Source organism: Pseudomonas sp. 9.3L, assembly GCF_058536285.1.
In genome coordinates, this window is sequence record NZ_JBZUBK010000001.1 from 1,504,456 (window position 1) to 1,517,442 (window position 12,987).

The 12,987-nt window shown below is 60.4% G+C and carries 12 protein-coding genes and 1 pseudogene; 10 read left to right on the forward strand and 3 right to left on the reverse strand.

Features of this window, described 5'->3' with window-relative positions; translation table 11 throughout:
- Positions 1–60 precede the first annotated feature (60 nt).
- Complete coding sequence (htpG, locus tag AC4LE2_RS06830; protein ID WP_491825035.1) at positions 61–1,965, forward strand: molecular chaperone HtpG; 1,905 nt, start codon at positions 61–63, stop codon at positions 1,963–1,965.
- A 56-nt stretch (positions 1,966–2,021) separates the two neighbouring features.
- Entirely contained in the window at positions 2,022–2,756 is a 735-nt protein-coding gene (locus AC4LE2_RS06835) for a dienelactone hydrolase family protein (protein WP_491825036.1), read from the forward strand.
- Between the two features lie 76 nt (positions 2,757–2,832).
- Here the strand turns inward: AC4LE2_RS06835 and fabB are convergent, their stop codons facing one another.
- The 3 genes from fabB to AC4LE2_RS06850 form a co-directional block, all read right to left on the reverse strand.
- Positions 2,833–4,053, reverse strand: coding sequence for a beta-ketoacyl-ACP synthase I (gene fabB, locus AC4LE2_RS06840; RefSeq protein WP_491825037.1), 1,221 nt, complete (start codon positions 4,051–4,053; stop codon positions 2,833–2,835).
- An 11-nt stretch (positions 4,054–4,064) separates the two neighbouring features.
- Positions 4,065–4,580 carry a 3-hydroxyacyl-[acyl-carrier-protein] dehydratase FabA gene (gene fabA, locus AC4LE2_RS06845; protein WP_491825038.1) on the reverse strand — a complete coding sequence of 172 codons (516 nt, stop codon included), beginning with the start codon at positions 4,578–4,580 and terminating at the stop codon, positions 4,065–4,067.
- Positions 4,581–4,818: 238 nt separating this feature from the next.
- Positions 4,819–6,726: a response regulator gene (locus AC4LE2_RS06850; protein ID WP_491825039.1), complete on the reverse strand. Its 1,908-nt coding sequence runs from the start codon at positions 6,724–6,726 to the stop codon at positions 4,819–4,821.
- Positions 6,727–6,962: 236 nt separating this feature from the next.
- On the opposite strand from AC4LE2_RS06850, the gene AC4LE2_RS06855 reads away from it, so the two are divergent.
- The 8 genes and pseudogenes from AC4LE2_RS06855 (at position 6,963) to AC4LE2_RS06890 (ending at position 12,925) form a co-directional block, all read left to right on the forward strand.
- Positions 6,963–7,988: an NAD(P)H-dependent glycerol-3-phosphate dehydrogenase gene (locus AC4LE2_RS06855; protein ID WP_491825040.1), complete on the forward strand. Its 1,026-nt coding sequence runs from the start codon at positions 6,963–6,965 to the stop codon at positions 7,986–7,988.
- Positions 7,989–7,997: 9 nt separating this feature from the next.
- Positions 7,998–8,345 carry a DUF4389 domain-containing protein gene (locus tag AC4LE2_RS06860; RefSeq protein ID WP_491825041.1) on the forward strand — a complete coding sequence of 116 codons (348 nt, stop codon included), beginning with the start codon at positions 7,998–8,000 and terminating at the stop codon, positions 8,343–8,345.
- A complete protein-coding gene (sixA, locus tag AC4LE2_RS06865) occupies positions 8,342–8,827 on the forward strand; it encodes a phosphohistidine phosphatase SixA (protein WP_491825042.1) in 486 nt (161 codons plus the stop codon). The genes AC4LE2_RS06860 and sixA overlap by 4 nt, the downstream gene beginning before the upstream one ends.
- Positions 8,828–8,839: 12 nt before the next feature.
- The gene (locus tag AC4LE2_RS06870) at positions 8,840–9,286 is read left to right on the forward strand and encodes a hotdog fold thioesterase (RefSeq protein ID WP_491825043.1); all 447 of its coding nucleotides are present in this window, start codon (positions 8,840–8,842) and stop codon (positions 9,284–9,286) included.
- Positions 9,287–9,318: 32 nt separating this feature from the next.
- Positions 9,319–10,121, forward strand: a pseudogene (locus AC4LE2_RS06875) (alpha/beta fold hydrolase).
- Entirely contained in the window at positions 10,118–10,972 is an 855-nt protein-coding gene (locus AC4LE2_RS06880; RefSeq protein ID WP_491825044.1) for an alpha/beta fold hydrolase, read from the forward strand. Before AC4LE2_RS06875 ends, AC4LE2_RS06880 begins: the two are co-directional and overlap by 4 nt.
- Before the next feature lie 49 nt (positions 10,973–11,021).
- Positions 11,022–11,894: a DUF4892 domain-containing protein gene (locus AC4LE2_RS06885; RefSeq protein ID WP_491825045.1), complete on the forward strand. Its 873-nt coding sequence runs from the start codon at positions 11,022–11,024 to the stop codon at positions 11,892–11,894.
- Complete coding sequence (locus AC4LE2_RS06890; protein WP_491825046.1) at positions 11,891–12,925, forward strand: AI-2E family transporter; 1,035 nt, start codon at positions 11,891–11,893, stop codon at positions 12,923–12,925. Before AC4LE2_RS06885 ends, AC4LE2_RS06890 begins: the two co-directional genes overlap by 4 nt.
- The last annotated feature ends 62 nt before the right edge of the window (positions 12,926–12,987 follow it).

Consider the following 12,987-nt stretch of genomic DNA (forward strand, 5'->3'; position numbering starts at 1 on the left):
CTTAACCGGGGCAGTCGCGCCGCCTAGCGGTTTGTGCCATCAGCATTGGAGTGAAACAAGATGAGTGTGGAGACTCAAAAAGAAACCCTGGGCTTCCAGACCGAGGTGAAACAACTGTTGCATCTCATGATTCATTCGCTGTATTCCAACAAGGAAATTTTCCTGCGGGAACTGATTTCCAACGCCTCGGATGCCGTGGATAAGCTTCGCTTCGAAGCCTTGGCTCACCCAGAGTTATTGGAAGGTGGCGCGGAACTCAAGATCCGCGTGAGCTTCGACAAAGACGCCAATACCGTGACCATCGAGGATAACGGTATCGGCATGAACCGTGACGACGTGATTGCCCACCTGGGTACCATCGCCAAGTCTGGTACTGCCGACTTCATGAAAAACCTCACGGGCGATCAGAAGAAAGACTCCCACCTGATCGGTCAGTTTGGTGTGGGCTTCTATTCTGCGTTCATCGTGGCCGACCAAGTCGATGTGTTCAGCCGCAGAGCCGGCGCACCAGCCAATGAAGGCGTTAAGTGGTCTTCGCGTGGCGAAGGCGACTTCGAAGTGGCAACTGTCGAGAAGGCCGATCGCGGCACCCGTATCGTGTTGCACCTCAAGGCTGATGAAAACGAATTCGCCGATGGCTGGCGTCTGCGCAATGTCATCAAGAAGTACTCCGACCACATTGCACTGCCTATCGAATTGCCCAAGGAAGCGCAGGCCGCCGAAGGCGAAGCCCCGGCCGAGCCCTCCTGGGAAACCGTCAACCGTGCCAGCGCGCTGTGGACACGCCCTCGTACCGAGATCAAGGATGAGGAGTACCAGGAGTTCTACAAGCACATTTCCCATGACTTCGAGAACCCGCTGAGCTGGAGCCACAACAAGGTCGAAGGCAAGCTGGAATACAACTCGCTGTTGTACGTGCCGGCCCGCGCGCCCTTCGACTTGTACCACCGTGAAGCGCCGCGCGGCTTGAAGCTGTACGTGCAGCGCGTGTTCATCATGGACCAGGCCGAATCCTTCTTGCCGTTGTACCTGCGCTTCATCAAGGGCGTGGTGGATTCCAACGACTTGTCCTTGAACGTGTCCCGCGAAATCCTGCAAAAAGACCCGATCATCGATTCGATGAAGTCTGCGCTGACCAAGCGCGTGCTGGACATGCTGGAAAAACTCGCCAAGAACGACCCTGAACAATACAAGGCGTTCTGGAAGAACTTCGGTCAGGTGCTCAAAGAAGGGCCTGCCGAAGATTTCGCCAACAAAGAGAAGATCGCAGGCCTGCTGCGCTTTGCGTCCACGCAGGACGAAAGCGGCGAGCAAAGCGTGTCCTTGGCCGAGTACCTGGCGCGTGCCAAAGACGGGCAGGACAAGCTCTATTACCTCACCGGCGACAGCCACGCTCAGGTCAAGAACAGCCCGCACCTGGAAGTCTTCCGCAAGAAAGGCATCGAAGTGCTGCTGCTCACTGACCGGATCGATGAGTGGCTGATGAGCTACCTGAGCGAGTTCGACGGCAAGGCCTTTGTCGACGTGGCCCGCGGCGATCTGGATTTGGGTCAGCTTGACAGCGATGAAGACAAGCAAGCTCAAGAGGCTGCGGCCAAGGATAAAGAAGGGTTGGTCAAGCGCCTCAAGGCCGCATTGGGTGAAAGCGTGAGCGAAGTGCGTGTGTCGCACCGTCTTACTGATTCCCCAGCAATCCTGGCCATTGGCGAGCACGACATGGGCCTGCAGATGCGTCAGATTCTCGAAGCCAGCGGGCAGAAAGTGCCGGATACCAAGCCTATCTTCGAGTTCAACCCTGCCCACCCGTTGATCGACAAGCTCGACCACGAGCCGGACGAAGACCGCTTCGGTGACTTCGCCCATACTCTGTTCGATCAGGCAGCCTTGTCTGCGGGAGACACCCTCAAAGACCCAGCGGCCTACGTGCGGCGGCTGAACAAGCTGCTTATCCAATTGTCAGCGTAATGCTCGGCCCGCTTCGGCGGGCCTTCTTTTATCTTTCTGGGCACGAGGATCAGACTATGGGCACCATCACTGTTGAGTCATTGATTTATCAAGTGGGCGGGACCACCTTCGAGAGCCGGTTGGTCTTCGACGCCGACATCAAGTCTCCACGCCCTGGGTTGGTCATGGCGCCTAACTGGATGGGTGTTTCTGAAGGGGCAGAGCGCATTGCCCAGGCAGTGGCCTCTCAGGGGTACGTGGTCATACTAGCGGACCTGTATGGCCAAGCTGTTCGTCCTCAGGATGCTGATGGCGCGCTGGCGGCCATGATGCCCTTGAAAGATGATCGGGGTTTGTTGCGTACGCGCATGCAGGCTGCCCTTTCCCAGCTCACTGAGCAGAAGGTGGCAACGGTCGACAGCGGCAATCTGGGCAGCTTTGGTTTCTGCTTCGGCGGTTGCTGTGCCCTTGAGCTTGCCCGTGATGGCGCTGCGCTCAAGGCAGCAGTCTCGTTCCATGGCACCTTGGATACGCCTAACCCGGCAGATGCCAACAACATCAAAGGCGCGGTCCTGGTCATGCACGGAGACGCCGACCCTATGGTGCCCAAGGAGCAACTGCCTGCGTTCGTCGAAGAAATGAACGCAGCGAACGTGGATTGGCAGCTGATCAGCTACGGGGGTGCCTATCACTCATTCACGGACCCAGAGGCCAACAATCCTGGCAAGCAAATGTATAACAAGACCGTATCGGACCGTGCTTTCCTGGCCATGTACAACCTGCTCAGCGAAGTGTTCCAGCCGGCGCTCTAAGCTTGCCTGCAGCACCTGCACAACGAAAACGGCGCTCACTAAGAGCGCCGTTTTTTGTCAGCCTTCGATGGTGGGCTTACTTGCCCTGCCAGCGCTTGAGCACCAGCGTAGCGTTGGTGCCACCAAAGCCGAAGCTGTTGCTCATTACAGTGTTGATCTGCACGTTCTCGCGGGTTTCGCGCAAGATCGGCATATCTGCCACGGCTGGGTCCAGCTCGTCGATGTTGGCCGAGCCTGCCATGAAGTTGCCCTGCATCATGAGCATGCAGTAAATCGCTTCATGAACCCCGGCAGCGCCCAGTGAGTGCCCCGACAGGCTCTTGGTAGAGCTGATAGGCGGGGCTTTGTCGCCGAACACCTCGCGGATACCTTTGATTTCCGCTACGTCACCCACAGGTGTGGAGGTGCCGTGGGTATTAAGGTAATCGATAGGCGTGTCCACGGTGGCCAAGGCTTGCTGCATGCAGCGCACTGCACCTTCGCCGCTGGGGGCAACCATGTCGTAGCCATCGGACGTTGCGCCGTAGCCGACGACTTCAGCGTAGATCGTGGCGCCGCGGGCCAATGCATGCTCCAGTTCTTCGACTACCACCATGCCGCCGCCGCCCGCAATGACGAAACCGTCACGCTTGGCGTCATAGGCCCGGGAGGCCTTCTCAGGCGTATCGTTGTACTGAGACGACAGGGCGCCCATGGCATCGAACAGGAAGGACTGAGTCCAGTGCTCTTCCTCACCGCCGCCGGCGAACACGACGTCTTGCTTGCCCAGCTGGATCTGCTCCATGGCTGCGCCGATGCAGTGAGCGCTGGTAGCACAGGCCGATGCGATGGAGTAGTTCAGGCCTTTGATCTTGAAGGGCGTTGCCAGACAAGCGGACACTGTGCTGCTCATGGTGCGGGTTACCCGGTAGGGGCCCACACGCTTGACGCCCTTCTCGCGAAGGATGTCCAGCGCTTCCATCTGGTTTAGCGTTGAGGCGCCACCGGAACCTGCGATGAGGCCAGTGCGTGGGTTGGACACCTGATCCTCGGACAGGCCGGAATCGCTGATGGCCTGCTGCATTGCCAGGTAGGCATAGGCAGCAGCGTGACCAACGAAACGGTAGACCTTGCGGTCGATCAGCTCTTCGAGGTTCAGGTCGACCGAGCCGGATACCTGGCTGCGCAGCCCCATCTCGGCGTATTCCGGGTTGAAGCGGATGCCGGGGCGGTTTGCGCGCAGGTTGGCGGAAACGGTGTCTTTGTCATTGCCCAAGCAGGAAACGATGCCTAGACCAGTGATAACGACGCGGCGCATGCGAATAACCCTTAGAAGTTTTCGGTGGACGTGAACAGGCCGACCCGCAGGCCTTCGGCGCTGTAGATCTCGCGACCATCGACACTGACGGTGCCGTCGGCAATGGCCAAGACCAGTTTGCCTTTCATGGTGCGCTTGATATGAATGTTGTAGGTAACCTTTTTGGCGGTCGGCAAGACCTGGCCAAAGAATTTGACTTCGCCAGAGCCCAGTGCCCGGCCGCGGCCAGGGTTGCCCTGCCAGCCAAGGTAGAAACCGACCAGTTGCCACATGGCATCGAGGCCCAGGCAGCCTGGCATGACGGGGTCGCCTTCGAAATGGCAGGCAAAGAACCAGAGGTCCGGGCTGATATCCAGCTCGGCGACCAACTCACCCTTCCCGTATTTGCCGCCCTCTTCGCTGATGTGGGTAATGCGATCCACCATCAGCATGTTAGGGGAGGGCAATTGCGCGTTACCTGGGCCGAACAGCTCGCCACGACCGCAGCGCAGCAGATCTTCCCGGGTAAAGGCGTGTTGTTTGGTCATGCGAGCTCCTCAATGGTCCCTGCAAGGCAAGGGGCAAATCATCCCGGCCGGCAAAAATTGGGCAAGTTTCCCGGGCCGGCAACCTAGTCATAGACTATGGTGTCGTAGTTAAAGTCACAGGTAACGGCCTTCAGGGGCCGTCCTGCGCGAATATGACGCCGCACCGGGCCTATAGCCATGCCCGAAGCCGCAGCACTGTAACACCGATGGGCGCCTGTTTGCAGGGGTGCCACCGATGTCAGGCTAGCCAGCGTTGAAGCAGTTGTTGCAGGTCCGTGCGTTTGAAGGGCTTGGCCAGGTAGTCGTTCATGCCAGCCTCCAGACACGCTTCGCGGTCCCCCAACAGGGCGTTGGCTGTCAGCGCAATAATCGGCAGGCTGTCACACGCCGGTAGCCTGCGGATACGACGCGTGCTCTCGTAGCCATCGACCACGGGCATCCTGCAATCCATTAGCACGGCGTCGAAGGCTTGGGCCCGCACGCTGTCTACTGCTCTGGCGCCGTCACCCACTACGCTTACCTCGTAGCCCAGGCTACGAAGCATGGCTTCGATCACTGTCTGGTTGACCGGATTATCTTCTACCAGTAACACGTGGCGATTTGGACCGCTAAGCGGCACGTTGGTTCGCACCGGGGCCGCCTCCTTGGCCCGCGCTCGCCTGGGCGAATGGCTTAACGCCAAGGGCATTTCCAAGGTGAACACCGACCCTTTGCCCTCTTGGCTATGCGCGCGTAGCGTACCCCCCATGCGTTCTGCCAGGTTGCGTGCGATGGGCAGCCCCAGCCCGGTTCCGCCGTATCGACGCGAAATGGAGCTGTCTGCCTGCTGGAACGCTACGAACATCCGCTCAAGTTCATCAGCAGCAATCCCAATACCGGTGTCAGTGACGGTGCAGGTCAGCCAGATCAAGCGGTCGTCGAGCACCTGACAGGCGGGCTCGATGCGAACACCCCCCTGCTCGGTGAACTTGAGCGCGTTGCCAATCAGGTTAACCAGGATTTGTCGAATACGTGTGGGGTCGCCCAACACGTTCCAGCGGTCGAACCCCTTGGATTGAGCGAGTGCCAGGGCCAGCCCGCTTTGTTGGGCAGCGTGCTGGAACGAGTGCGCGCATTCGCTGAACAGCTCTGCCAGGTTGAACGGAATGTGCTCCAGTTCCAGGCCGGTGCGTTCGATCCTGGAAAAGTCCAGAATATCGTTGATCACCTTTAACAGATGCTCGGTAGATTGCGTGGCCAGCACCGCGTACTCATGCTGCTCGTCGCTCAAGGGTGTAGTTTCGAGCAGCTGCAGCATGCCCAGCACACCATTCATGGGTGTACGCAACTCGTGGCTCATCATGGCCAGAAATTCCGTCTTGGCGCTGTTGGCGCGCTCTGCTTCCTCCCGGGTTTGAATCAATTGTTCTATGGCCTCACGCTGCTCACGGCTGGCTTGCTCCAGCCCTTGGGCGAGGTCATTGATATGCTGCGCCAGCGCACCTAGTTCGCTGTCGCGTTCAACCGGGAGGGTGGCCTTGAAGTCGCCCTGGCGAATGGCCTTGACCGCAGCGCCCATATCGCGGATGGGCTGTGACAAGCCGCGAGACAGGCGCCTGGCCATGAGAAAGGTAACCGCAAGCGTGAACAGCGCCAGCACGGCAGCCTTTATAAGAATTTCCTGCTGACGTTTGCTGAAAGCATCATCCGACATGCCGACCACTACGCGCCCCAGGTAATCATCCACTTCGGACGCCATCAGGCCGCTGCGCTTGAACTCGCCGCTGTCGGCGTAACGTTGCAAACGGATCGGCGCCTGGAACACCTGTGCGGGGGTAGCCGACGCCGCGCTGCCCGGTGGCTGCTCCAGGTACAGGACGATGCCGTCGTCACGGTCCTGAATTTCTACGAACCGCACATGCGGCTGTGTCAAGGTTGCGCGCAGCAGGCCCTCCAATACGTCGGGCTTCTCGGTCAGCACGCCATACTCGGCAGCTGGCGCCAGCTGATTGGCGATCAATTGCCCGGTGTGGGTTATTTCCTGGCGCAGGTCCTGGATGCGCACCAAGGTAAAGAAGCAGATCAGCAACAGGGTAAGCAGCAGGGCAGGGCCCAGGCTGATGATCTGCGTACGTGCGTGGATGTCCCCGCGCCATCTAAGGTTCATGCTGTCACTGACTCAAGAATGACGGAAGCCAACATAATGATCGCTATTTAATGGCATTTATTGAGAAGCGGGCATCTTACGCTTGATCCCGAACATTTCCAGCGTCGTCAGGCGCCTCTTGTCGCCCACAGAGCGTATGAGGCGCTGCCTGACATAGGCGTGTATGTCAGGGCTGGCCCTGTCAGTATGGCGCCGTATAATGACCACTCCGCCTTTGTAGGTCCCAGGAAGTTTTTATGTCTGAACAGCAACCGATCGCAGTGCTGGGCGGCGGAAGTTTCGGCACTGCCGTGGCGAACCTGCTTGGCGAAAACGGCCACCGCGTCTGGCAATGGATGCGAGACCCCGAGCAGGCTGAGGCCATGCGTACCCAGCGAGAGAACCCACGCTACCTCAAAGGCATCCGGCTGCACCCGGCCGTAGAGCCGCTGACAGATCTGCACCAGGTATTAAATGGCAGCCAGCTACTGTTCGTGGCCTTGCCGTCCAGTGCGCTGCGTTCGGTGTTGGCACCTCACGCGCAGGCCTTGGCAGGCAAAATGCTCGTCAGCCTCACCAAAGGCATCGAGGCGGACACCTTCATGCTCATGAGTGAAATCCTTGAGGAAATTGCCCCCGCTGCTCGCATTGGTGTGTTATCTGGGCCAAACCTCGCCAGGGAGATCGCTGAGCATGCCCTCACTGCCACCGTGATAGCCAGCGCCGATGAGGCACTTTGCAGCGCAGTGCAACGCGCGCTGCATGGGCGCACCTTTCGCGTGTACGCCAGTAACGACCGTTTTGGCGTGGAGCTGGGCGGTGCACTGAAAAACGTATACGCGATCATCGCGGGCCTGGCCGCTGCGTTGAAAATGGGCGAAAACACCCGCAGTATGCTGATTACCCGTGCACTGGCCGAAATGACTCGCTTTGCCGTCAGCCAAGGCGCAAACCCCATGACGTTCCTGGGCCTGGCCGGGGTCGGGGATTTGATCGTTACCTGCTCTTCACCCAAAAGCCGCAACTACCAAGTAGGTTACGCGTTGGGCGAGGGGCTTACCCTGGAAGCCGCCATCACTCGACTCGGCGAAGTGGCCGAGGGCGTGAACACCTTGAAGGTCCTCAAGGCCCGGGCTGCCCAATTACAGGTCTACATGCCCTTGGTAACGGGGTTGCACGCGATTTTGTTCGAAGGCCGAACCCTTGAGCAGGTCATCGAGCTGCTGATGCGAGCCGAGCCCAAGACCGATGTGGACTTCATTCCTACCACCGGCTTCGATTAAGGAACCATAATGACCTCACCTCGTTTCCAGCCAGAGCATGAATCCCTGGCGTTGCGCATTTTATGGATGCTGTTGTTTCTCCTGATATGGCAGTTAGCTCAGTTCGTAGTGGGTGCAGTGGTGGTGCTGCAACTGATCCACCGTTTGGTGTATGGCGCGCCTAATCATGGGCTGATGACCTTCGGCGATGCCCTTAGCCGTTACCTGGCGCAGATTGGCCGTTTCGGCTGCTTCCACACCGAGCAAAAGCCGTGGCCCTTCAGGGAGTGGCCAGCGGCTCGGCCCGCTGACGGTGAATACGTGCAGCCCGCGCCAACGCCGGCCGCACCCGTACAGGGTCAGGAGCCTCCGCTGTGAGTGCGAACACAACCGGCCCTGGGACGGTATGGGTGCTGCGTCATGGAGAAGCGGCTAACTTTGCCGCTACCGACGCTGACCGCCCGCTGACGCCTGCTGGCCGTGCGCAGGTGTTACGCAGCGCTAGCCCCTTGATAGGCGAGCCACTCAAACTGGTATTGGTAAGTCCCTACCTGCGTGCTCAGCAAACGGCTCAGATTGTTCATGAGGCGCTGGGGCAGGGCGTAGAGCTACGCACCGTCGCCTGGCTCACTCCGGACAGCGATCCAGAAGTCGTCTTGGCCAACTTGGGGCAGATGCCTGTCGATAACCTCCTGGTAGTCAGTCATCAGCCATTGGTAGGGACATTGATCGGATTGCTTGACCGCGCCGACCGCGCCAGCCCTCATGCCATGGGCACCGCCAGCCTTGCCCGGCTGGAAGGCGTAGCGCCACTGGCGGGCTTGATGACGTTGCGCAGCCTTCGTCATACACCTACCTGAAGAGGCATTGGCATGGCGCTTTGGAAAGCACCCCCCCACTTGGGCACCCTCAACGTCCAGCGTGCGAACACCATCTGTGAGGTGCTCGATATTCGCTTCGAGGCCGTGGGCGAAGATTTCCTCACGGCGAGCATGCCTGTCGATAGCCGTACCCACCAGCCGTTCGGCTTGCTGCACGGCGGCGCGTCCGTGGTATTGGCTGAAACAGTAGGCTCGGTGGCCAGTACCCTCTGCGTGGACACGAACCGCTTCTATTGCGTTGGCCTTGAGGTAAACGCTAATCACCTGCGCGGCGTTCGTAGCGGGCGCGTGAGCGCCACGGCCCGTCCGGTTCATGTTGGGCGCACTACTCATGTCTGGGATATCCGGCTGACAGATGAGCAAGGCCGGGTGTGCTGTATTTCCCGGCTAACGGTGGCCGTGATGCCGCTGCCCACCGGCGATGCCTCCCTTGGCTAGAGCGGGTGTGAGGTTCGGCCATAGGCCATGTCATGGCTGAGCCACTGGTGTTCGCCCATGCCAATGGCTTCCCAAGCGCTACCTACGGCAAGGTATTTGCGGCCCTTGCCGATGATTTCGAAGTCCGGTATCTGCCTCAGCACGGGCACGATGCGCGCTTCCCGGTGGGGGACAACTGGGTGGCGCTGGTGGATGAACTCCTGGATTACCTGCAGCGCCAACACACCCCCGTATGGGGAGTGGGCCATTCCCTGGGCGGCGTGTTGCACCTGCATGCGGCCATGCGCTGCCCGGCGTACTACCAAGGCCTGATACTGCTCGACGCGCCCTTGTTTGGCGTGCGTGACCGGTGGGCGATTAGGGCTGCCAAGCGCCTGGGCCTGATTGACCGGCTTACGCCTGCCGGGCGTACCCTTGGGCGGCGGGAGTACTTTCCGGATGCTGCGGCCGCCCGGGCATACTTCGCAGGCAAAGCCCTTTTCAGGGCGTTTGACCCTGAGTGCCTGGAGGCTTATGTGCGCCACGGGTTGAAGCCTGATCACGACGGCTTGCGCCTGGCCTTCGATCCGGCGGTCGAGATCAGTATTTACCGCGCAGTACCCCATGTGAGCCCGCAACCGTCCGGCCGGTTAACACTGCCGTTGGCACTGATCGCTGGCAAGCAGAGCAACGTGGTTCCCCTTCGTCAGGTGCGCTCAGCGCGGCGTTTGCCACACGGCGAAAGCCATCAGGTGCCTGGTGGGCATATGTTCCCTCTGGAGCGGCCCCGCTAGAGACCGCCGAGCTGATTCGCAGTATCGTGCGCCGTTGGCAACGCGAGCGTCCTACCCTATGACTCATTGCTTCGAGCCCATACGTTTCGATTTGGGCCATATAAACCTTGAGGGGTTTGTTCACGGGCCCATTGGGGCCCCCCCGGTGATTGCCTTGCATGGCTGGCTGGACAACGCCAACAGTTTCGCCAGGCTGGCGCCCGCGCTAAATGGCTTGAAGATAGTGGCCCTGGATCTGGCGGGCCATGGCCTGTCAGGGCACCGACCTGACGGTAGCCTGTACGCGCACTGGGAGTACGCGCGAGACGTACTGGCGGTGGCCAGGCAACTGGGCTGGCCACGGTTTTCATTGTTAGGTCATTCGATGGGCGCAATCATTGCCGCGCAGATGGCCGCTGCAGTCCCTGAGTACATTGAGCGCTTGGTGTTGATTGATGGCGTGGTACCTCCTGATACTCCGCCCGCCGACGCCGCCCAGCGACTGGGCAAGGCGCTGCGCGAACAACTGACGCAGGCTAGCCGGCGCAAGCCGGTCTATGCCAGCCGCGCCCAGGCCGTGCGTGCCCGTACCCTGAGCGGCCTACCCGTAAGCGAAAGCGCCGCAGGCCTGCTGGCCGAGCGCGGGTTGGTGGAAACCCAAGGCGGTTTTACCTGGCGCACTGACAATCGCCTTACGCTCACCACGCCTGTGCGCTTGGAACCTACTCTGGCTTTGGCCATGGTGAGTCAATTGCAGTGCCCCGGCCTGTTGGTGGTCGCTGAGCAGGGTGTGTTGGCCAGGCACGGCGAGGCCTTGGCGCACCTGCCGTTGCAACAGGTACGGTTGCCTGGCGGGCACCATCTGCACGTGGATGATGACCAGGGTGCATTGCTCGTAGCAGACTGTATCAATCGATTTTTCGCCTCGCCTTGACTTGGTGGCAAGGACTGCCGACCCTTGGCCGGTTAACAGGGAGTCCTACATGCCGTTTTTACGCCCTTTCATCACCTGGCCAGCGGCCTTGTTCTTGGCCTGCCTGACAGGCCCCATGGCCCACGCCTTCACCTCGCCGGGCGCCTCTACGCCGGGCGTCGCCACGCCGGGTGCCTCCATTCCGAGCGCCATTGGGCTTGGCCGCCTGCAGCCTGTGGACGGCGAGGTGGTGAGCGCGCCGCGTGCTGCCGCCGCCGAGCGTATCTACCCCTTGGGGCCACCCAGGCGCATTGGCGGGGCGCTGCGCATGGATGACCGCCTGCAAGCCCATGGGCAGCTGACGTCCATTACGTGGGAGCTGCCGCCTGACCGCAGCGCGAGCGCGACCTTTACCCAAGCCCGGCTGGCCTTGCGCGGCAAAAATACGCAGGTCTTGTTCTGGTGCGAAGGGCGTGAATGCGGTGAAAGCAACGTGTGGGCCAATGACATCCTCAGCAATACGCGTGTCTTGGGTACCGACGATCAACAAGGCTTTCTGCTCATCAGGCAGGTAACAGGTGATGCCGACACGCTGGTGGCGGTGTACTGCGTCCTGCGTGGCAATCGTCGTGTTGCGCTGCATGCAGAGGCGCTGGTGCCGCAAGCGCCGTTAGGGCCAGTGTTACCTACATCGGGGACATTGCTCAGAGAGCTGCGGGATGCGGGCGAGTTGAATTTTCCCGGTTTGGTCGGTGCGCCGCAGCCACAATGGGTGAGCGTACTGTCACGTACCTTGATCTTGGACAGCGCCTTGCGCGTGCGCCTTGGCGGCCCTAACGCCGAACAATGGCAAGCGGCGCTGACCGCTGCCGGGGTGCGCGCCTCGCGGGTGAGCCTGGGCGCAGCGGAGGCCTCGGGCCTGAGAATGGAGCAGATGCAATGATCAATACCGACAGGCTATTGATGCAGATCGCGCTGCTCCTGCTGCTGGTAGCGTGCATCTGGGTGATCTTGCCTTTCGTCTCAGCCTTGCTCTGGGGCGCAATCCTGGCGTTTGCCAGTTGGCCACTGATGCGTCGGCTCAACGCCGCCTTGGGTGGGTGCCCAACCCTGGCTGCGGCCATCCTTACCGGCGTATGGGTATTGCTGGTACTGCTGCCGCTGGTGTGGCTGGGTTTTAACCTGGCCGACCATGTCAGGGATGCCACCGCGCTTATACGTGACGTGCAGCTCGAAGGCCTTCCGCCGCCTCCCGCCTGGGTTACCAACCTTCCGCTCGTGGGCGAGCGCCTGTCTCAACTGTGGGCCTCAATGGACGCCCAAGGGGCTGCATTTTTTCAAGGGCTCAAACCGCACCTGGGGCAAATGGGCAACTGGCTGCTGGCCCGCAGTGCACGGGTAGGTAGCGGGTTGATCGAGCTTGCACTGGCGTTGGTCTTCACCTTCTTCTTTTATCGAGACGGCCCGCGCCTTTCGGCGTTCGTGTTGCGCCTGCTGCAGCGTTTGATGGGCGCGCGAGGCGAATACTATCTGGACCTGGTGGCGGGAACTGTTCAACGCGTAGTCAACGGGGTCATTGGCACAGCAGCAGCACAAGCCGTCTTGGCGCTGATTGGCTTTCTCATCGCGGGGATCCCAGGGGCGTTGGTCCTGGGCATCTTCACCTTCATGCTCAGCCTGATTCCCATGGGCCCACCCTTGGCGTGGATTCCGGCCGTGGGTTGGCTCATCTGGCAAGAGCACTACGCCATGGCAGTGTTTCTAGGCCTGTGGGGGACGTTTGTGGTCAGTGGGGTCGATAACGTGCTCAAGCCCTACCTCATCAGCAGGGGCGGTGACCTGCCAGTGGTCATCGTGCTGGTGGGGGTGTTTGGTGGGCTGTTAGCGTTCGGGTTCATCGGCCTGTTCCTAGGCCCCACGTTCCTGGCGGTGGGTTACCGGCTAATGACCGACTGGGCCCGCGAACCTGCGTAGCCAAGGTCCCGCCAGGCGAGGATAATGCGCGCCAGGTTGGCAAGGCTAAAGTGCCTTGCCTC

Excerpts from the sequence above, each read along its gene's own strand:
- htpG (WP_491825035.1), top strand. The coding sequence starts at position 61 with ATGAGTGTGGAGACTCAAAAAGAAACCCTGGGCTTCCAGACCGAGGTG.
- AC4LE2_RS06835 (WP_491825036.1), top strand. The coding sequence starts at position 2,022 with ATGGGCACCATCACTGTTGAGTCATTGATTTATCAAGTGGGCGGGACC.
- fabB (WP_491825037.1), bottom strand. The coding sequence starts at position 4,053 with ATGCGCCGCGTCGTTATCACTGGTCTAGGCATCGTTTCCTGCTTGGGC.
- fabA (WP_491825038.1), bottom strand. The coding sequence starts at position 4,580 with ATGACCAAACAACACGCCTTTACCCGGGAAGATCTGCTGCGCTGCGGT.
- AC4LE2_RS06850 (WP_491825039.1), bottom strand. The coding sequence starts at position 6,726 with ATGAACCTTAGATGGCGCGGGGACATCCACGCACGTACGCAGATCATC.
- AC4LE2_RS06855 (WP_491825040.1), top strand. The coding sequence starts at position 6,963 with ATGTCTGAACAGCAACCGATCGCAGTGCTGGGCGGCGGAAGTTTCGGC.
- AC4LE2_RS06860 (WP_491825041.1), top strand. The coding sequence starts at position 7,998 with ATGACCTCACCTCGTTTCCAGCCAGAGCATGAATCCCTGGCGTTGCGC.
- AC4LE2_RS06870 (WP_491825043.1), top strand. The coding sequence starts at position 8,840 with ATGGCGCTTTGGAAAGCACCCCCCCACTTGGGCACCCTCAACGTCCAG.
- AC4LE2_RS06880 (WP_491825044.1), top strand. The coding sequence starts at position 10,118 with ATGACTCATTGCTTCGAGCCCATACGTTTCGATTTGGGCCATATAAAC.
- AC4LE2_RS06885 (WP_491825045.1), top strand. The coding sequence starts at position 11,022 with ATGCCGTTTTTACGCCCTTTCATCACCTGGCCAGCGGCCTTGTTCTTG.
- AC4LE2_RS06890 (WP_491825046.1), top strand. The coding sequence starts at position 11,891 with ATGATCAATACCGACAGGCTATTGATGCAGATCGCGCTGCTCCTGCTG.